We start from the raw sequence: 17,190 nt of genomic DNA, 5'->3' as shown, positions 1-17,190 counted from the left end.
GCGCCCTCAGCGGCCGTCGTAGCCGGCGGTGGGCATGGACAGCCTGCGGTGCACCCGGGCCTTCATCGCCGCGTCGTACGACGGCTCCGCGCGGCCCACCGTCTCCACCCGCACCCCGCGCCGCGCGCACTCCGCGGTGAACTCGGCCACGGACGACAGCGCCCGCTCCAGCACCCGCCGGCTGGGCGCCACGAACAGGTCGGCGCCGGGACGCACCCCGTCCCACAGCAGCGCGTGGTCGGGGCGCAGGCCCCGCACCAGCAGTTCGCGCGCCACCACGTACCCGTGCTCGGCGGCCCAGCGCGCGCACATCGTGTGCTGCTCGCGGGAGTCCACCAGGAACGGCTCGGCGTCCAGTTCCTCCAGCGGCGTCAGGCCTCGCGATGGTCGTCACCCGCACCGGCGCCATGGCGTCCCCCTCACCTCGGGCCCCCCTCGGGTTCGCCGACGACCCTACTCCTGAGCGTAGGCTTCGGGGAGTCGCGCGAAGGAGGCGAAGAGGTGCCGGCGGAGGTCACGTGGTGGGGGCACGCCACCTGCACGCTGGAGGACTCGGGCACACGCGTCCTCACCGACCCCCTGTTCGCACGCCGGCTGGCGCATCTGCGGCGCAGGCGCGGTGCGGTGCCTCCGCCGGAGGCGCTGCGCGCGGACGTGGCGCTGGTCTCCCATCTGCACGCCGACCACCTCCATGTGCCGTCGCTGGCCCGGCTCGCCCCGGGCACCCGGCTGCTGGTGCCCCGCGGCGCGCTCGACGCCGTGCCGGGCCTGCGCAGGCTGACCGCGCTGGACGTCACGGAGATGGCGCCCGGTGACGTGACGTCCGCCGGGCCGCTCGCGGTGCGGGCGGTGCCCGCGCTGCACGACGGGCGGCGGCTGCCCGTGGGGCGGCGTCGCGCGCCCGCCCTCGGCTATGTCGTGGAGGGCGAGGCACGCACGTACTTCGCGGGGGACACCGGCCTGTTCGAGGACATGGCGAAGGAGGTCGGGCCGGTCGACGCCGCGCTGCTGCCGGTGGGCGGCTGGGGGCCGTACCTGGGCGACGGGCACCTGGACGCGGGGCGCGCGGCGCAGGCGCTGGCGCTGCTGGGCGCGCCGAGCGCGGTGCCGGTGCACTACGGCACGTACTGGCCGATCGGGATGGACGCCGTGCGCCCCCACGAGTTCCACGCGCCCGGGCAGGAGTTCGAGCGGCTCGCGGCGCGGCACGCGCCGGAGGCGGTGGTGCACCGGCTCGACCACGGGGACAGCGTGCGCCTGGGAGTCGCGCGGTGATATCCCCCGCCGCCCTCGTGCAGGCGGCCGGGGGCCTGGTGCCGCCGGCGGCCGTGGCTCCCGAGTCGACCCAGCAGGCCATCGGGTATCCGTCGTTGTTCCTGCTGGTGCTCATCGGGGCGCTGGTGCCGGTGGTGCCGACCGGCGCGCTGGTCAGTTCGGCGGCCGTGGTGGCGTTCCACCGCAGCGCCCCGTTCTCGATGGCGCTGGTGTTCGCGACGGCGTCGCTGGCCGCCTTCCTCGGGGACGTGGCGCTGTACTGGCTGGGGCGGCGCGGGATGACGTCGAGGAACGGCTCCCGCTGGCTGGAGGCGATCCGGGACCGGGCCCCCGAGGAGCGGCTGGCGCAGGCCCAGGAGAAGCTCGCCGACCACGGGGTGGCGGTGCTGGTGCTGTCCCGGCTGGTGCCGGCCGGGCGGCTGCCGGTGATGCTGGCCTGCCTGGTCGCGCGGTGGCCGCTGCGGCGCTTCGTGCGCGGCAACCTGCCGGCCTGTCTGGCCTGGGCGGCCACCTACCAGCTCATCGGCGTGCTCGGCGGCTCGCTGTTCCCCGAGCCGTGGCAGGGCGTGGTCGCGGCGGTCGTGCTGACCGTGCTGATCAGCGCGGCCCCGAGCCTGTGGCGGCGGGTGCGCCGCACACCCGTGAACTGACACCGGCCGGCGGCGCCGGTCACCCTGGCGCGAGCATCCGCGACCCGCCGATCGGCAGGTCCCACAGCCGGTCCCGGGGCAGGCCGGCCGCCTCCCAGGCGGCGCGGACCCGGGTGAGCGGCTCCAGGACCGGTTCCGCGGACAGCACGAACGTGCCCCAGTGCATGGGCGCCATGCACCGCGCCCCCAGGTCCTGGGCGGCGCGCACCGCCTCCTCCGGGTCGCAGTGCACGTCGGCCAGCCACCAGCGCGGGTCGTACGCGCCGATCGGCATCAGAGTGAGGTCGATGCCCGGGTAGCGGCGGCCGATGCGGGAGAACCAGTGGCCGTAGCCGGTGTCGCCGGCGAAGTGCACGCGCCGGCCGTCGGACGCGGTGAGCACCCAGCCGCCCCACAGCGAGCGGCAGGTGTCGGTCAGGGTGCGCTTGGACCAGTGGTGGGCCGGTACGAAGTCGAAGCGGACGCCGTCGAGTTCGGCCGCCTCCCACCAGTCGAGCTCGGTGACGCGGGTGAACCGGCGGCGGTGGAACCAGCGGGCCAGGCCCGCCGGCACGAACAGCGGGGTGTCGCGCGGCAGCCGGCGCAGGGTCGGGGCGTCCAGGTGGTCGTAGTGGTTGTGGCTGATGACGACCGCGTCCACGCGGGGCAGCGCCTCCCAGGCCACGCCGACGGGCGTGACGCGGGCGGGCGTGCCGAGGATGCGCCGCGACCACACCGGGTCGGTGAGCACGGTGAGCCCGCCGATCCGCACCACCCAGCTGGCGTGGCCCGCCCAGGTCACGGCGAGCGTGCGGGCGTCCACGTCGGGCACCGGGCCCGGCGCGTACGGCAGGTCGGGGATGCCGGCGAGTCCTTCGGGGCCGGGCCGTACCGCGCCCTCGCGGGCGAAGCGGGCGAACGCCTTGAGGCCGGGCAGCGGGGCGGTGAGCCGGTCGTGGAAGGTGCGGGGCCACACCCGGCGCTCGGCGAGCGGACGCGGCGCGGCGAGCGGGGGGTGGGGGCCGTCGCCGCGGGCCGGGGGGCGGGCGTCCGGTGCCGTGGTCGTCGTTCTGGCCGGCTCGTGCCGCTGCGTCATCGAGAGGACTCCCATCGCCGAGCGTCGTCACGGAGGTCGTCGAGGACCGATGTCACCCGGTTCAACGCGCGTCCCACCGGTGGCAGTTCCTCCGGTTCGTCCGCCTCCAGGCACTCCGCGCGCTCCTCGGGCGTGTCCCCCAGCAGGGGCGCGGTGCACAGCCGCACGCGCGGGCTCTCCAGGTCGTCGCCGAAGCGGTGGCCGCCGGCCACGGGCATGCCGAGCCGGCCGGTGAGGAGGTCCTCCAGTTCCTGGGCGTCGCCGACGCCGTGCGCGGCGAGCGCGGGCGCCAGGGGGGAGAGGTCCACGTACAGGTGGCGGCCGCACTGCGGGGGCCGGGCCAGGGCGCCCGCCGCGACGACGGCCCGGTACGCGGCGGCGGCCACCCGCGCGTGCACCCGCACGGCGGCGGCGACGCGGGCGGTGACCGGCTCCGGCTCGGACAGCGCGTACCCGGCGGCCGCCGCGACGGGGGCCGCCACGCGCGCGTCGAGGGCGGTGAGCACGTCGAGGACGCGCGCGTGCAGCGCGCCGCCCTCCTCGCCCGCCGGGAAGCGGGCGACCGCGGCGGGCCAGCCGGGCGGCAGCAGCGCGCCGGCGAGGTCGGTGACGACGGTGACCCGGTCGGGCAGCATCTCGGCGGGGCTGAGCAGCACCGTGCCGTGCGGGTCGTGCAGCGTGTCGCGCCAGGTCTCGTCGCTGATCAGGTGCAGCCCCTCCCCGGCCGCGGCCTCCAGCGTCTCGTGCAGCAGCTCGGGCGGGGCGACCGTCGCGGTGGGGTCGTCGGCCACGGACAGCACGAGGAGCCGCGGGTCGCGGCCCTCGGCGCGCATCCGGCGCACGGTCTCCAGCAGCGCGTACGGGTCGGGGACGCCGCCGCTCTCGGCGGGGGTCGGCACATGGAAGACGGGCCGGCCGAGCAGCCGCGCGTACGGCGCCCACCAGGCGGCGCACGGCCGCGGCACCAGGACGTCGCCGTCGATGGCGGCGGTCAGGGCGGTCAGCAGGGCGGGCGCGCCGGGGGCGAGGGCCGTGCGGCCGGGGGCGGCGGGCAGACCGCGCCGCTCGCCGTACCCGCGGGCCGCGTCGAGCAGGGCGGGGCCGCCGCCGACCGGCTCGGGGCCGGACCGGGAGGCGGCCGCCGCGAGCACCGCGGCCGGCTCCGGCAGCACCGGCAGCCCGTCGTCGGGGAGCGGCGGCCCGAAGCGGACCGGGCCGTGGCCTTCCGGATCCGTCCGCATCGCCACCTCCGCGCAGTTGCCAGAGCCCGGCGCCGGTGTCCCGGCGTCCGGTCGTGCCGCCCTCGGCGAAGTCAGTACCCCGCGACCGGCCCGTCATGAGCACGGTGCCGGATCGGGTGCGCCGCCGCACCGGCAGGGCAGCCCGGCGGGGGCCTCAGAAGCGCGTCCGGCCGGCGCGCCGGCGGAGCAGGCGGTGCGCGCCGGCGCCGACCGCGCCCGCCATCAGCAGACCGCCCGCGACCTGGGCGGGCACGGAGTCGGTGAAGGCGCCGCCGCCGCCCGCCTGGACACCCTGGTGGGCGGTCGGCGAGGGGCAGGGCGTCGGCGTGGGCCTGTGCGAGGGGGTCGGCTTGTGGGTGGGGGTGGTGGAGGCGGTCGGCGAGGTCGTGGGCCCCGGCGGTGCGGTCCACTGCGGGGCCGCCTCCGGGCCGCCGGCGCCCGGGTCCGTCGCGGTGCGGGGCGGGGCCTTGTGGTCCATGGCGCCGGGGTCGGCGGCGTACGGGTCGGCGTACGCGTCGGGGGCCGTGCCATAGGGGTCGCTGCTGTACGGGTCCGTGCCGTACGGGTCGGTCGCGCCGGGTTCGACGGCTCCGGGGCCGACCGCTCCGGGGTCCGTCGCCGTGCCGGGGGCGCCCTCCGCGCCCGGGGCTCCCGCACGCTCCTCGGCGCCGGGGTCGGGGATCAGTTCCTCCAGTGCGGTGCCGGAGTCCGCGGGCGGCTCCTCGGCGAGCTCGGGCGCGAGCGGGTCGGTCGCCGCCGGGTCCTCGGGCGCGAGGCCTTCGGAGGTGCCGAGGGTGGTCGCGCCGTAGAGGTCGGCCTCGGTGAACTCCTCCACCAGCGTCTCCGACGAGTACTCCTCGGCCTCCTGCGCGCCCGGCGCCACGGGGCTCGGCGTCGCGCTCGCGCGCCCCTGCCACCCGTGTCCGGCGGTCGGGGACGCGCACGGGGAGGGGGACGTCCAGGCGCCCACGCCCGCGGGGACCGTCAGGGCGGACGCGGCCGGTGCGAGCGCGCCGAGGACGGTGCCGGCGACGGCGGCGACGGACAGGGCACGGGCGGTGCGGCGCATGGTGCGGGCTCCTTCGGCGACGGCGGGGGCGCGGCGGTCGCCCCGCTGCCATCACAGCCCGCCCGTCCCGGCCTCGCGCGCGGCCGGGCACCATTCGCAGGACCGGGTCCGCCCGTGCGGGTGAAAGGACCCCCGCGGGTCGGGCCGGCAGCTGTCCCTACGCGTCGTCGCAATCCCTACGCGTCGTCGGTGTCGCCCATCACCTGGTCGCGCACCCGGCCGCAGCTCCGGCTGATCAGCCGGGAGACGTGCATCTGGGACAGGCCCAGCTCCTGGGCGATGCTGTTCTGCGTCATGTCACCGAAGAAGCGCATGTAGAGAATGGCCCGCTCGCGCTCCGGCAGCTCGGCCAGCCGGTCCTTGACCGCCTCGCGGTCGACCACGGTGTCCAGCGCGGGGTCGGGGCCGCCCAGGGCGTCGCCGAGAGACCAGCTGCCGTCGCTGCCGGGCATCTCGGCGTCCAGGGACAGCGCGCTGAAGCTCTCCGCCGCCGCCTGGCCGGTGCGCACCTCGTCCTCGCTCAGCCCGGCGCACTCGGCGATCTCCGCGACGGTGGGGCCGCGGCCCTGGACGGTCTGGGAGAGCTCCTGGGTCGCCCGCCGGACGCGGTTGCGCAGTTCCTGGACGCGGCGCGGGACGTGGAGGGTCCACATGTGGTCGCGGAAGTGCCGCTTGATCTCGCCGGTGACGGTAGGCACTGCGTAGCTCTCGAAGGCGCTGCCGAGGTCGGGGTCGTACCGGTCGACGGCCTTGACCAGCCCCAGGGCGGCGACCTGGCGCAGGTCGTCGTAGCTCTCGCCGCGGCTGCGGAAGCGTCCGGCGAGGCGGTGGGCCATGGGGAGCCAGGCCCGCACGATCTCGTCGCGCAGCGCGTCCCGCTCGGGTCCGTCGGGCAGGGAGGAGAGCCTGCGGAAGGCCGCCGCGGTGTCGGGTGCGTCGTGGTGGGGATGCGTCTTGGCGCCTGTTCGGCTCGGCATGGTGCGTCGCAACTCCCTAGGAGGTGCTCGGGGACGGACGGTCACCGTGGCGGACGCACCCACCGGGACAGGAACGCCCGGGGCGGTCGCGCCGCCACCACGGACGTGCCTCCTGTCCGAAGCACTTCCTGACCGCATGCCCCCGTGTCAGCCGCGCAAACCTCCCACGGGCCGGTCACCCGGTTCCGCTTCCGCCTCACGGGGCGGCAGGACGTAGTCCTCGTAGCGGCCCAGCATCAGGATCACGCCGAGCATGAGGAACGGGACGAGCAGGGCGAGCACCGCCATGGCCGGTCCTTCCGGAAGCCGCGTGGGGGGCGTGCGGTCCGGGTCTCCCACGGCCCCGGCGCCAAACCCCGCGGCGCGCGGACGCCCTCCGGATCCGGCCCGGATCGCCGCCCGGATCGCGGTGTCGGCCCGCCCTCCTCGGGTACGCGGTGCGCACCCCGAAGGATCTGGAGGGAGACATGCAGCGAGGCAGTGACCGGCTCAGCGTCCACCGTGACGACGAGATGAAGCACGAACTGCAGGGCCTGCTGCGGTCCGGACATCCCACCCGTACCGAGGAGTGGCACGACCCGGAGCCGTTCGCCGACGACGACCCCGAGGTCGCGCACGGCCCCGTGACGCCGGGACGCGACCCGTCGTCGCTGGAGGCGGTGCGACTGGAACTGGCCCGGACCCTGGCGAGGGGGGACTTCCCCGCAGGCCCCCGTGAACTCATGCGTGCCCTCGACCGGCGGCACGCCCCCGACGCGCTCGTCGAGGCGCTGGAGCGGCTGCCGCGCAAGGACCGCTACCACAGCGTCCAGGAGCTGGCCGAGGCGCTCACCCGGGTCCGGGAGACCGAGAGGGCGTGACCGGAAGGGAGGCCCGCCCGCCATGGCCGAGTTCGTGAAGGACGTGATGACCCCCGGCGTGGTCGCGGTCCGCCCGGACGCCTCGGTCGTCGAGGCCGCGCGGCTGATGCGCGGCCAGAACATCGGCGACGTGGTGGTCGCGGACGGACAGCGCGTCGTGGGGGTGGTCACCGACCGGGACATCACCGTCCGGGCGGTGGCCGAGGGCCGGGACCCGTACGCGGTGAGCGTCGGGTCGGTGTGCACGCCGGACCCGCTGACGCTGGCCCCGGACGACCCGGTGGCCTCGGCCGTCGCCCTGATGCGGGAGCACGCGGTGCGCCGGATCCCTGTGGTGGAGGGCGGGCTGCCCGTCGGCCTGGTGACCCTCGGCGATCTGGCCGAGGCCCGGGACCCCGGGTCGGCCCTCGCCGACATCAGCCGCGCGGAACCCGACGCCACCGGCTGACGCGCGACGGCGGAACGACCGAGCGAAGAACGACGACCGACGACCGACGAACCGACGAACCGACGAAGGGACGTAGCGCCATCATGCGCATCGCATTTCTGACCGCACCCGAGGGCGTCGAGCAGGTCGAGCTGACCGAGCCCTGGAAGGCGGCCGAGCAGGCGGGTCACGAGCCCGTCCTGGTGTCGACGAAGTCCGGGGAGATCCAGGCGTTCCACCACCTCGACAAGGCGGACACCTTCCCCGTGCAGGAGGTCGTCGGCGACACCTCGGCGGACTCCTTCGACGGGCTGGTGCTGCCCGGCGGGGTCGCCAACCCGGACTTCCTGCGGATGGACGACAAGGCCGTCGCGTTCGTCCGGGACTTCTTCGAGCAGGGCCGGCCGGTCGCCGCGATCTGCCACGCCCCGTGGACCCTGATCGAGGCGGACGTCGTGCGCGGCCGGGAGCTGACGAGCTGGCCCAGCCTGCGGACGGACCTCGGCAACGCGGGGGCCACCTGGGTGGACGAGCAGGTCAAGGTCTGCGACCACGGGTCGAACAAGCTGGTCACCAGCCGTAAGCCGGACGACCTCAAGGCCTTCTGCGAGACCTTCCTTGAGGTGTTCGCGGCCGAGCGCGCCTCGTAGCAGGCCCGGTACGAGGGCCGTACGGTAGGAGGGCCGTACGACAGCCGACGGGAGTCCCGCGTGAGCGGGGCTCCCGTTCGCCGTTCAGGTGCCCGAGGCGGTCGGCGTCGCCGCGTCCGAGCCGGTCCGCTCCCGGGCGCCCTCGCGGGTGCGGCCCGGCGCGACGGGGCGGCGCGGGTTGCGCCGCAGGTACTCGCCCTCCAGCTGCGCCATGCGCTCGTTGTGGGCCCGCAGCGCGTCGTTGGACCCGTACAGCAGCGTGTCGTGGCGCGTGCGGTGGATGGTCTCCAGCTCCTTCATGAGCTGCTGGTCGTCCAGGCGGCTCGGGTCGACTCCGGTCATCGTGGTGCCCCGCTCGTCGTGTGCGTTCATGCGCCCCGGGTACCCGCCCCGCCGCCCGGGCCACCACCCGGAACGGCAATCAGCGCGCGCGTTCCACCCGCCGCTCGTCCCAGACCGGTTCCGGCGTCTCGCGGACCCGGCCGTCGCTGCCGAAGACCAGGAACCGGTCGAAGGAGCGGGCGAACCAGCGGTCGTGCGTGACGGCCAGCACCGTGCCCTCGAAGCCCTCCAGGCCCTCCTGGAGGGCTTCCGCCGACTCCAGGTCGAGGTTGTCGGTGGGCTCGTCGAGCAGCAGGGCGGTGACGCCCTGGAGCTCCAGCAGCAGGATCTGGAAGCGGGCCTGCTGGCCGCCGGAGAGCCGGTCGAAGGTCCGCTCCGCCTGCTGGGTCAGCTCGTAGCGGCGCAGGCGGGACATGGCGGCGCCCCGGTCCTGGGAGTGCTCGGTCCACAGGATGTCGAGCAGGGTGCGGCCGATCAGCTCCGGGTGGGCGTGGGTCTGCGCGAAGTGCCCGGGCACGACGCGCGCGCCGAGCCGCCAGCCGCCGGTGTGCGCGACGTCGTCGCCGGCGAGCAGACGCAGGAAGTGCGACTTGCCGGAGCCGTTGGAGCCGAGCACCGCGACCCGCTCGCCGTAGAACACCTCCAGGTCGAAGGGTTTCATCAGTCCGGTCAGCTCGAGCCGCTCGCAGGTGACGGCGCGGACGCCGGTGCGGCCGCCCTTGAGGCGCATCCGGATGTCCTGCTCGCGCGGCGGCTCCGGCGGGGGCCCCGCCTCCTCGAACTTGCGCAGCCGGGTCTGGGCGGCGCGGTAGCGGGACGCCATGTCGGGGCTGTTCTCCGCGGCCTGGCGCAGCGTGAGCACCAGCTTCTTCAGCTGGGCGTGTTTCTCGTCCCAGCGGCGGCGCAGCTCCTCGAAGCGGGCGAAGCGCTCGCGCCGCGCCTCGTGGAAGGTGGCGAAGCCGCCGCCGTGCACCCAGGCGTCGGCTCCCGCGGGGCCCGGTTCGAGGGAGACGATCTTCTCGGCGGCGCGGGCGAGGAGTTCCCGGTCGTGGGAGACGAAGAGGACCGTCTTGCGGGTCTCCGCGAGGCGCTCCTCCAGCCAGCGCTTGCCGGGCACGTCCAGGTAGTTGTCGGGCTCGTCGAGCAGCAGCACCTCGTCGGGGCCGCGCAGCAGCGCCTCCAGCACCAGGCGTTTCTGCTCGCCGCCGGAGAGCGTGCTCACCTGCCGCCACTGGGCCTTGTCGTAGGGGACGCCCATCGCGGCGGTGGTGCAGATGTCCCACAGCGTCTCGGCCTCGTACCCCTGGGCCTCGGCCCAGTCGGCGAGGGCCTGCGCGTAGCGCATCTGGGCGGCCTCGTCGTCGATTGTCATGATGGCGTGCTCGGCGGCGTCCACCGCGCGGGCGGCCTCGCGGACACGGGGCGGGGCCACGGACACCAGCAGGTCGCGCACGGTGGTGTCGTCCCGTACGGAGCCGACGAACTGGCGCATCACCCCGAGGCCGCCGCTGACGGCGACGCTGCCGCCGTGCGGGGCGAGCTCGCCGGAGAGGATGCGCAGGAGCGTCGTCTTGCCCGCGCCGTTGGGTCCCACCAGGGCCACGACGGCGCCCTCCCCCACCCGGAACGACACGTCGCCCAGAAGAGTCCTCCCGTCGGGGAGGTGGTACTCGAGGTGCGCGGCTTCCAGGTGTCCCATGGCCGCGATTGTGCGGGGCGCGCGAAGCCGCTGGCAAACGGGTTTTCCACGGCCCGGTCCGGCTGTCGGGCGACCGGCGTGCGTACCAGAATGTGAAACGTGGATCTCATCATGCGGCCGTCGCGCGTAACGTGGGCGTCCTCACGACGAGTTGAAAGGGGTGGCCCCGCCATGCCGCACGCACGGGAGACCGCCGTCTACACGCACGGGCACCACGAGTCGGTGCTGCGGTCGCACACCTGGCGCACCGCGGAGAACTCGGCCGCGTACCTCCTCGGGGCGCTGAAGCCCCACATGCGGATCCTGGACATCGGCTGCGGGCCCGGCACCATCACCGCCGACCTGGCCGCCCTGGTGCCCGACGGGCACGTCACGGGGCTCGACCGGGAGCCGGGCATCCTCGAGCGGGCCCGCGCGGTGGCCGGCGAGCGGGGTCTGACGAACGCCGACTTCGTGACGGGGGACGTGCACGCGCTGGACTTCCCCGACGCCACCTTCTGCGTGGTGCACGCCCACCAGGTGCTCCAGCACGTCGGCGACCCGGTGGCCGCGCTGCGCGAGATGCGGCGGGTGACCAAGCCCGGCGGGTACGTCGCCGTCCGGGACGCGGACTACGCGGCGATGACCTGGTATCCGGAGTCGGCGGGCCTGAACGACTGGCTCGGCCTCTACCGGCGCGTGGCGCGGGCCCACGGGGGCGAGCCGGACGCGGGGCGGCGGCTGAAGGCGTGGGCCCTTCAGGCGGGGTTCACCGACATCACGGCGACGTCGGGCACCTGGACCTACTCGACGGCGGAGGAACGCGCCTGGTGGAGCGGGCTGTGGGCGGACCGCACGGTGACCTCCGACTACGCGGAGCGGGCCGTGGCGGGCGGGCACGCCACCCGCGAGCAGCTGGAGGCGGTGGCCGCCGCGTGGCGGGAGTGGGGCGCCCGGGAGGACGGCTGGTTCGCCGTGCTCCACGGCGAGATCCTCTGCCGGAAGGACACGTGAACCCAAGCGCCGGGCCCTCTGCTGCCCAGGACTCAGTCCCGGGGCAGCAGAGGGCCCAGCGGGCCGAGGTCGAGGTTGAGGTCCTCGGGGCGCAGTCCGTAGCGGTTGCGCAGTTCGGCCATCCGGTCCTCGAGCAGCATGAGGGTCAGCCCGACCCGCTCCTCCTGCTCCTCGGTGAGGTCGCCCTCGTCGAAGCGGCGCACCGCCTGGCGCTCCATGAGCTGGCGGAGCAGTTCCACCACGGTCAGCACCAGCTTCACCAGGTCGCGCTCGACCGTGTCCGGCTCCAGGTCGAGCCGCCGGCGGGGCTTGGGGTGCGGTCCTGCGGGGCGGGCCGCCGGCTCCGGGCGCGCGTCGAAGGACGCCTCCGGGTCGAGGGGCGAGCGCTCCTCGAAGAGGTCGGCGTCGGTCACCGTGACGGGGTCCGGCGCGTCGGGCGCGCGGTGCCGCGGGTCGTCGGTCACGGTGACTCCTCGAAGGGCGAGGGGACGTTCTGGTTCACGGAGCTGATCAGTGCGTTGAGGTCGATGCGGACCAGGTCGACGTCCGCGATCCGGAGCGTGATGTCGCCCGTGATCACCACGCCGCCGGCCAGCAGCCGGTCCAGCAGGTCGACCAGGGCGATCTCACGCCGTTCGACGACGGTCACGTGGTCCCCTCCCCGGCGGTCCCTCCAGCGGCGGTGTCCCCACCCGCGGTCTCCCCGTCGGCCGTCTCCTCGCCGGCGAACGAGTAGGCCGCCCACGGGCCGGTGAGCTCCACCCGCAGCCCCGGGGAGTCGTCCTTCGTCCGCTCCACCTGCTCCACGAACGCCTCCGACTGACCGCGCGGCACCAGATAGGCGGCGTTGAGCACGTTGCGGCCGCGGGCGCCGGACAGGGTGGGGTTCTGCGGCGCGTGCAGCCGGGAGTCCTCGGCGAAGCCGGTCAGGGTCCGGTGCAGCCCGGTCGCGAAGGTCTCCGCGCGCTGCCACTGGTCCTCCCTCGACCGCGTCTGCTCCCGGCGCCGGCGCAGGTAGTCCCGCCCGGACATCGCCGCGGGCCGCGGCTCGGGCCGCTCGGGGGCCTGCTCCGGCTCGGACTCCAGGAACACCTTGACGCCCCACTCGACGCGGCCCTCCAGCCGGTCGAGGCGCCGCAGGAAGTTCTCCTCGCGCGCCTCGATCATCGACCGTACGCCGCTGTCGTCGCGGAACACGGTGCCGAGCCGCAGCGGCAGCGGAGTGGTGACGGTGGTGAGCGCGTCGATCACGCCCTGGTGGGCCCGCGCGACCGCGGTCAGCCAGTCCAGGTCCTCCAGATGTGCCCGCAGCGGCTCCTCCGCGAAGTCCGCCTCGGGCACATGGCTGACCACGGCCACCAGGTCGCGGTGCGGCACCAGCCGGGGCGGGTCGCCGCCCACCCCCGTGAGCTGGGCCTGGAGCGGTGTGCCGAAGGGGCGGCAGACCGCGTACACGTAGCGCAGTCCCGTCACGGGGCCTCCTCCTCCGCGCGGCGCGGCTCCAGCTCCTCGAGCCGGGCCAGGCGCTCGCGCAGCTCGGCGTTCTCGCGGGCCAGTTCGTCACGCCGGGCGCGTGAGGACAGCGCCGGGTCGGACTCCCACCAGTCGATCCCCATCTCCTTGGCCTTGTCCACGGAGGCGACGACGAGGCGCAGCTTGATGGTGAGCAGTTCGATGTCGAGCAGATTGATCCGGATGTCGCCCGCGATCACCACGCCCTTGTCCAGCACCCTTTCCAGGATGTCGGCGAGGTTGGCGCTGCTGCCCTGGCCGTACGGGTCGGGGAGTCGGCTGGGAGTGGTCATCGGCGGCTCCGGCCCTCGGGCTCATCGGCGACGGCGTCCTCGGCCGGCCCTTCCTCGTCCTCGTACTCCTCGTCCTCGTAATCCTCCTCCTGGGGGGCGTCCTCCTCCGGGGGCACGCCCTCCTCGTACCCTTCGTCGTCCTCGTCGCCGGCGGCCTCTTCGTCCTCGTCCTCGTACGGGTCGTCGGGCTCGGCGCCGCCGGCCTCGTCCTCGTACCCGGCCTCGGGCTCGGCGCCTTCCTCGTACTCGGCCTCGTCCGCCTCGTCCTCGTCGTACGCGTCCTCGGGGCCGCCCTCGGTCCCGCCCTCGGGGGCCTCCTCGTCGTACTCCTCGTCCTCGGCCTCGAAGTCGCCCGCCTCGGAGTCCTCGGGCTCGCCCTGCTCCTCCTCTTCCTCCGCCACGGCGTCCTCATGGCTGCGGACCACCTCGCCGTCGCGGATCTCGCCGCGCCAGCTGTCCTCGGCCTCGCCCTTGATCGTGATGAAGCGGGCGAAGTTCTTCAGGTCGAGCCGGGCGCGGCGGCCCTGGGCACGCCAGATGTTGCCGGTCTTCTCGAAGAAGCCCGAGGGGTAGTACTCGATGACCAGCAGCACCCGGGTCAGGCTGTCGGCGAGCTTGTGGAAGGAGACGACGCCCTTGGTGGTGCCCTTGGCGCCCTCCGACGTCCAGGCGATCCGGTCGTCGGGCACCTGCTCGGTGGTCGTCGCCTTCCAGCTGCGGTTGGACCACCAGATCTTCGCCTGCCAGTCCGACGTGGTGTCGTCGGCCTTGTTGGCGCTCTTCACGCCCTTGGCGAAGGTGCTGAAGTCCTGGTACTGCGTCCACTGGTCGTACGCGGTGCGCAGCGGCACGCCGACGTCGATGTACTCCATGATGACGGTCGGCTTGTTGCCGGACGACTTCTTGCGCTTGCCCTTGCCGCCTCCGCCGAGGTTCTTCAGGGCGCCCGTGACGTTGTCCTTGGCACGCGTCGCGCCGAGTTCCAGCGCGGTGCGCAGGGGGCCCTTGCCCTCGGCGAGCTTCTTGCCGCCGTCGGCGGCGAGCTTGGCGAAGCCGGGGCTGTTGCCCTCGGCGATGTCGTTCAGCTTGCCGGTGGTCTCGCCGAGCTTGTGGCCGACACCGGTCAGCAGGCGCGTGGCCTGGGCGGCGAGGTAGTCCTGGAGCTCGGCCTTGAGCCGGTCGGCGGCCTCGCTGTGGGCGAGGTCGGACAGCGGGTTCTTGCCGGCGCCGTCCGCGGTGTCGCGTGCGGCGGACGTGGCCCGCCCGACGGTCTCGGTCATCCTTCACCGCCTCCCTTCGAGGGACGGGGACGGGCGCCGCGGGAGGCGGACGCGGTCCTCTTCGCGGCCGTCTTCTTCGCGGCGGCCTTCTTCGCGGCGGGCGCCGGAGCGCCGGCGGCCCGCTTGGCCGGTGCGGCCTTCTTCGCCGCGGGGCCCTTCTGGGCCGGGGCCTTCCTGGCGGCCTTCCTCGCCGCCGGTGCGGCGCCCGGTTCCCGCTCGCGCCCGCCGTCGTCCCGCCGACGCCCGCCGTCGTCCCGGTCCTCGCCGCCGGCGTCGTCCGGCTCCTGGCCGGACGGCTCCTCGTCGTGCGGCTGCTCGCCGGCGTCGGTCCCGTCGCGGTCCTCGGCGCGGTCCTCGGCATCGCTGCCGTCCAGTTGGCCGCGTACCGCGGCGGTCCGGCCGTGCAGCCGTTCGGCGAGCGAGCTGATCTGCCGCTCGACCAGCGCCCCGGAGGCGGCCTTGCCGGCACCCCGCAGATCACCCCGGAGCTGGTCGCCCAGCTCCTTGAACTGCGGGTTGTCGCGGAGTTGCTTCGTCACCAGGTCGGTGACGGCGCGCGGGCTCAGGTTGAGCTTCTTGCCCGCGACCAGACCGCCGACGGCCAGTGCCATCTTGAGCTTCTTGGTCCGTCCGAGGAGATATCCGGCCCCGATGGCGAGGCCCAGTCCCGTTCGATTCATCGTTGTGCCGTCCCGTCCCCTTGACCCGCGCCCGTGCGCGTCGCGATCTCCAACCGGTCCAGGAGTGCGTCCTCCTGCTCGTCGAACTCCTCCTCGGTGATCTCCCCTGCCTCCAGCAGTTCCTCCAGGCGGGCCAGTTCGGCACGGATGGTCGCGGGGTCGTAGTAGATGCGTTCCGCTTCCTGAAGGACCTGCCGGACGGCCCAGGAGCCGGCCCGCGCCGGGGCGAGCGGCAGCAGCAGCACCTCCGAGATCAGGCCCATGTCGTCACCCCGCTCCGGTGTCCGCCCCGCCGGCCGTGGCGCCCGCGGGCTCGGCGGGGCCGGGCTCGACGAAGCTGTACGGCGGCAGCGGGCCGTTCAGACGTATCTCCAGGTGGGGCAGGTCCTCGCGGGCCCGCTCCACCGCGGTCAGGAACTCCTCCGCCGTGTCGCGCTTCACCAGGTACGAGACGTTGGCGAGCCAGCCGGTGGAGCCGGGGCCCACGCTCTCGGCGTCGGCGATGCCGTGCAGCGCGTTCTCCAGCGCGGCCCCGTCCTCGGCCTCACGGGCCTTGACCGCTTCGGCGACCATCTCGCCGAGGCGGATCTTGTCGTCGTAACCGCCGCCGCCGGCCTGCCGGTTGGCCTCCGCGAGGGCGCGGATCTCCGGGTTGGTGGCCATCACGTGGTGGAGGACGGCCTCTTCCACGTGGTTGGCCTTGACGTTGTACTCGACGCGGCCGTCGAGGGCGCGCAGCCGCTCCAGGTAGTGGTCGGCGCGCTCGGCGAGGACCGACGTGACGGAGTCGTCGTCGGGGGCGACGCTGCCGAACCGCATGGGCAGGACGCAGCCGCCCGCGCCGATCTCGGCGAGCACGTTCTGGTGGGCGAGCAGCTCCCGCCGCTTGGGGCGCAGACCCTCGGGGGCGTCGCTGACGACGGCCGCCAGCTCGCCCTCGGTGAGGATGCGGACCTGGCGTGCCGGGTCGCCGACCCCGCCCATGCCCTCGGGCAGGGAGGGGTGCGAGGCCGCGGTGATGCCGTAGACGTACGTGCTCACTCCTGCTCCTCCTTGCGCCGCGACGTGGTCTTACGGGCGCGGGGCCGGGACTCGGTCTCGCCCTCGCGGCCCTGCTTGAAGGCGTCCGAGATGGTCTCGGCGGCGCCGGACAGGGCGCCCTTGGACTTGCCGCGGGCGCCGGACTCGGTGACCTCGCCGACGATCTCGGGCAGGCCCGGGCTCTTGCGGGGCCCGGCCTCCAGGTCGAGCCGGTTGCACGCCTCCGCGAAGCGGAGGTAGGTGTCGACGCTCGCGACGACGACGCGGACGTCGATCTTGAGGATCTCGATGCCGACCAGGGACACGCGCACGAATGCGTCGATGACGAGCCCCCTGTCCAGAACAAGCTCAAGCACGTCGTAGAGGCCGCTGCTGCCGCCTCCGCCGCCGGACTGCTGTGCCGGTACGACTGTCATGCCGGCCGTTCCTCCTTGAAGTCGGGGATGCGATTGTCGGGGATGTGACTGTCGGGGTTGTCGGAAATGTTGCGGTTCTGCGGATGTCGGGTTTCTGCGTATGTCGGGGTGTGTATGCGGTCGTGCCGCCTAGCCGGACCTGCGCGCGTCGGCGCGTCCGCGCTCGTAGCGGCGGACCCTGCGGTACCCGGTGAGGTCCCCGTCGGGGTCCAGCTCCACCTGGTAGCTCGCCATCAGGCTCATCGTGTCGGGCACCCGTTCCAGCTCCAGGACCTCGACCTCCAGCACCCAGCCCTCCGAGGTCTGCTCGAAGGACGACACGGACTCGGCCTCCATGCCGGTGAGCTCCGCGAGCTGTGCCCGCGCCTGGCGCAGCACCTCCATGGGCTTCGGCTTCTTCCGTGCCGGGGTGCTCCCGGTCGTGTCGCTGCCGTGCTCGGTGTCGCTGTCGTGCTCGGTGGTGTCGCCGGCGGTGCGGCTGGTGTCGGTCTCGGTTCGCCTGCGGGGTGCGGTCTGTTTGCGGGGTGTGCGCGAGCGCCGGGTCTCCTGGGAGTCCCGGCTCTCACGGGAGTCCTGAGATTCCTGTGAATCCTGTGACTCTTCGGTGTTCTTCGTGTTCGACATGGCCACCTCCCCCTCCGTGTGGCCGCAAGCGTGTTCGCCAAACCTCCGGGAACTCACCCGTTCGCCACGTCCGGGTGTCGTCCCTG

At 74.4% G+C, this 17,190-nt stretch carries 23 protein-coding genes and 1 pseudogene; 6 read left to right on the top strand and 18 right to left on the bottom strand.

Going from position 1 to position 17,190, the window contains the following annotated elements; translation table 11 throughout:
* Positions 1-6 precede the first annotated feature (6 nt).
* A pseudogene (locus ACFOSY_RS16970) lies at positions 7-409 on the bottom strand (hypothetical protein).
* A gap of 92 nt (positions 410-501) precedes the next feature.
* Between ACFOSY_RS16970 and ACFOSY_RS16965 the strand changes: the two are divergent.
* Positions 502-1,275 carry an MBL fold metallo-hydrolase gene (locus ACFOSY_RS16965; RefSeq protein WP_394307647.1) on the top strand — a complete coding sequence of 258 codons (774 nt, stop codon included), beginning with the start codon at positions 502-504 and terminating at the stop codon, positions 1,273-1,275.
* 17 nt (positions 1,276-1,292) lie between these two features.
* Positions 1,293-1,925 carry a DedA family protein gene (locus tag ACFOSY_RS16960; protein WP_394307764.1) on the top strand — a complete coding sequence of 211 codons (633 nt, stop codon included), beginning with the start codon at positions 1,293-1,295 and terminating at the stop codon, positions 1,923-1,925.
* Between the two features lie 19 nt (positions 1,926-1,944).
* Here the strand turns inward: ACFOSY_RS16960 and ACFOSY_RS16955 are convergent, their stop codons facing one another.
* The 5 genes from ACFOSY_RS16955 to ACFOSY_RS16935 all read right to left on the bottom strand — a co-directional run bounded on the left by ACFOSY_RS16955 (position 1,945) and on the right by ACFOSY_RS16935 (position 6,575).
* Positions 1,945-3,000: an MBL fold metallo-hydrolase gene (locus tag ACFOSY_RS16955; protein ID WP_394307646.1), complete on the bottom strand. Its 1,056-nt coding sequence runs from the start codon at positions 2,998-3,000 to the stop codon at positions 1,945-1,947.
* Positions 2,997-4,241, bottom strand: a complete 1,245-nt coding sequence (locus ACFOSY_RS16950) for an aminotransferase class I/II-fold pyridoxal phosphate-dependent enzyme (RefSeq protein ID WP_394307645.1) — start codon at positions 4,239-4,241, stop codon at positions 2,997-2,999. The genes ACFOSY_RS16955 and ACFOSY_RS16950 overlap by 4 nt, the downstream gene beginning before the upstream one ends.
* Before the next feature lie 154 nt (positions 4,242-4,395).
* A complete protein-coding gene (locus ACFOSY_RS16945; RefSeq protein ID WP_394307644.1) occupies positions 4,396-5,310 on the bottom strand; it encodes a hypothetical protein in 915 nt (304 codons plus the stop codon).
* Between the two features lie 176 nt (positions 5,311-5,486).
* A complete protein-coding gene (locus ACFOSY_RS16940; protein WP_394307643.1) occupies positions 5,487-6,287 on the bottom strand; it encodes an RNA polymerase sigma factor SigF in 801 nt (266 codons plus the stop codon).
* A 147-nt stretch (positions 6,288-6,434) separates the two neighbouring features.
* Entirely contained in the window at positions 6,435-6,575 is a 141-nt protein-coding gene (locus tag ACFOSY_RS16935; protein WP_394307642.1) for a hypothetical protein, read from the bottom strand.
* A 179-nt stretch (positions 6,576-6,754) separates the two neighbouring features.
* Here ACFOSY_RS16935 and ACFOSY_RS16930 point away from each other — a divergent pair, with 179 nt between their 5' ends.
* The 3 genes from ACFOSY_RS16930 to ACFOSY_RS16920 all read left to right on the top strand — a co-directional run bounded on the left by ACFOSY_RS16930 (position 6,755) and on the right by ACFOSY_RS16920 (position 8,224).
* Complete coding sequence (locus ACFOSY_RS16930; protein ID WP_394307641.1) at positions 6,755-7,147, top strand: DUF2795 domain-containing protein; 393 nt, start codon at positions 6,755-6,757, stop codon at positions 7,145-7,147.
* A 22-nt stretch (positions 7,148-7,169) separates the two neighbouring features.
* The gene (locus ACFOSY_RS16925; RefSeq protein ID WP_006130869.1) at positions 7,170-7,595 is read left to right on the top strand and encodes a CBS domain-containing protein; all 426 of its coding nucleotides are present in this window, start codon (positions 7,170-7,172) and stop codon (positions 7,593-7,595) included.
* Positions 7,596-7,678: 83 nt separating this feature from the next.
* Positions 7,679-8,224, top strand: a complete 546-nt coding sequence (locus ACFOSY_RS16920) for a type 1 glutamine amidotransferase domain-containing protein (RefSeq protein ID WP_394307640.1) — start codon at positions 7,679-7,681, stop codon at positions 8,222-8,224.
* A gap of 84 nt (positions 8,225-8,308) precedes the next feature.
* Here the strand turns inward: ACFOSY_RS16920 and ACFOSY_RS16915 are convergent, their stop codons facing one another.
* Positions 8,309-8,596, bottom strand: a complete 288-nt coding sequence (locus ACFOSY_RS16915; protein ID WP_394307639.1) for a DUF6158 family protein — start codon at positions 8,594-8,596, stop codon at positions 8,309-8,311.
* A gap of 49 nt (positions 8,597-8,645) precedes the next feature.
* Complete coding sequence (locus tag ACFOSY_RS16910) at positions 8,646-10,265, bottom strand: ABC-F family ATP-binding cassette domain-containing protein (RefSeq protein WP_394307638.1); 1,620 nt, start codon at positions 10,263-10,265, stop codon at positions 8,646-8,648.
* Positions 10,266-10,436: 171 nt separating this feature from the next.
* On the opposite strand from ACFOSY_RS16910, the gene ACFOSY_RS16905 reads away from it, so the two are divergent.
* Positions 10,437-11,258: a methyltransferase domain-containing protein gene (locus ACFOSY_RS16905; protein ID WP_394307637.1), complete on the top strand. Its 822-nt coding sequence runs from the start codon at positions 10,437-10,439 to the stop codon at positions 11,256-11,258.
* A gap of 32 nt (positions 11,259-11,290) precedes the next feature.
* Here the strand turns inward: ACFOSY_RS16905 and ACFOSY_RS16900 are convergent, their stop codons facing one another.
* From ACFOSY_RS16900 to gvpO, 10 genes are all read right to left on the bottom strand, one after another.
* Positions 11,291-11,548: a gas vesicle protein K gene (locus ACFOSY_RS16900; protein WP_026243351.1), complete on the bottom strand. Its 258-nt coding sequence runs from the start codon at positions 11,546-11,548 to the stop codon at positions 11,291-11,293.
* Between the two features lie 170 nt (positions 11,549-11,718).
* Positions 11,719-11,907, bottom strand: coding sequence for a gas vesicle protein (locus ACFOSY_RS16895; protein WP_006130875.1), 189 nt, complete (start codon positions 11,905-11,907; stop codon positions 11,719-11,721).
* The gene (locus ACFOSY_RS16890) at positions 11,904-12,731 is read right to left on the bottom strand and encodes a GvpL/GvpF family gas vesicle protein (protein WP_394307636.1); all 828 of its coding nucleotides are present in this window, start codon (positions 12,729-12,731) and stop codon (positions 11,904-11,906) included. Before ACFOSY_RS16890 ends, ACFOSY_RS16895 begins: the two co-directional genes overlap by 4 nt.
* Positions 12,728-13,063, bottom strand: coding sequence for a gas vesicle protein (locus ACFOSY_RS16885; protein WP_394307635.1), 336 nt, complete (start codon positions 13,061-13,063; stop codon positions 12,728-12,730). Before ACFOSY_RS16885 ends, ACFOSY_RS16890 begins: the two co-directional genes overlap by 4 nt.
* Positions 13,060-14,343 carry an SRPBCC family protein gene (locus tag ACFOSY_RS16880; RefSeq protein ID WP_394307634.1) on the bottom strand — a complete coding sequence of 428 codons (1,284 nt, stop codon included), beginning with the start codon at positions 14,341-14,343 and terminating at the stop codon, positions 13,060-13,062. The genes ACFOSY_RS16885 and ACFOSY_RS16880 overlap by 4 nt, the downstream gene beginning before the upstream one ends.
* The gene (locus ACFOSY_RS16875) at positions 14,340-15,023 is read right to left on the bottom strand and encodes a DNA primase (protein WP_394307633.1); all 684 of its coding nucleotides are present in this window, start codon (positions 15,021-15,023) and stop codon (positions 14,340-14,342) included. The genes ACFOSY_RS16880 and ACFOSY_RS16875 overlap by 4 nt, the downstream gene beginning before the upstream one ends.
* Entirely contained in the window at positions 15,020-15,286 is a 267-nt protein-coding gene (locus ACFOSY_RS16870) for a gas vesicle protein GvpG (RefSeq protein WP_006130880.1), read from the bottom strand. The genes ACFOSY_RS16875 and ACFOSY_RS16870 overlap by 4 nt, the downstream gene beginning before the upstream one ends.
* A gap of 4 nt (positions 15,287-15,290) precedes the next feature.
* Positions 15,291-16,064 carry a GvpL/GvpF family gas vesicle protein gene (locus ACFOSY_RS16865; protein WP_394307632.1) on the bottom strand — a complete coding sequence of 258 codons (774 nt, stop codon included), beginning with the start codon at positions 16,062-16,064 and terminating at the stop codon, positions 15,291-15,293.
* Positions 16,061-16,480: a gas vesicle structural protein GvpA gene (locus ACFOSY_RS16860; protein ID WP_006130882.1), complete on the bottom strand. Its 420-nt coding sequence runs from the start codon at positions 16,478-16,480 to the stop codon at positions 16,061-16,063. Before ACFOSY_RS16860 ends, ACFOSY_RS16865 begins: the two co-directional genes overlap by 4 nt.
* A gap of 129 nt (positions 16,481-16,609) precedes the next feature.
* Positions 16,610-17,104: a gas vesicle protein GvpO gene (gene gvpO, locus ACFOSY_RS16855; RefSeq protein ID WP_394307631.1), complete on the bottom strand. Its 495-nt coding sequence runs from the start codon at positions 17,102-17,104 to the stop codon at positions 16,610-16,612.
* Positions 17,105-17,190 lie beyond the last annotated feature (86 nt).

It is taken from the genome of Streptomyces lusitanus (assembly GCF_042647945.1).
Lineage (GTDB): Bacteria > Actinomycetota > Actinomycetes > Streptomycetales > Streptomycetaceae > Streptomyces > Streptomyces pseudogriseolus.
The sequence above is the reverse complement of the archived record's forward strand: the minus strand, read 5'-3'. Positions and strand labels throughout refer to the sequence as shown.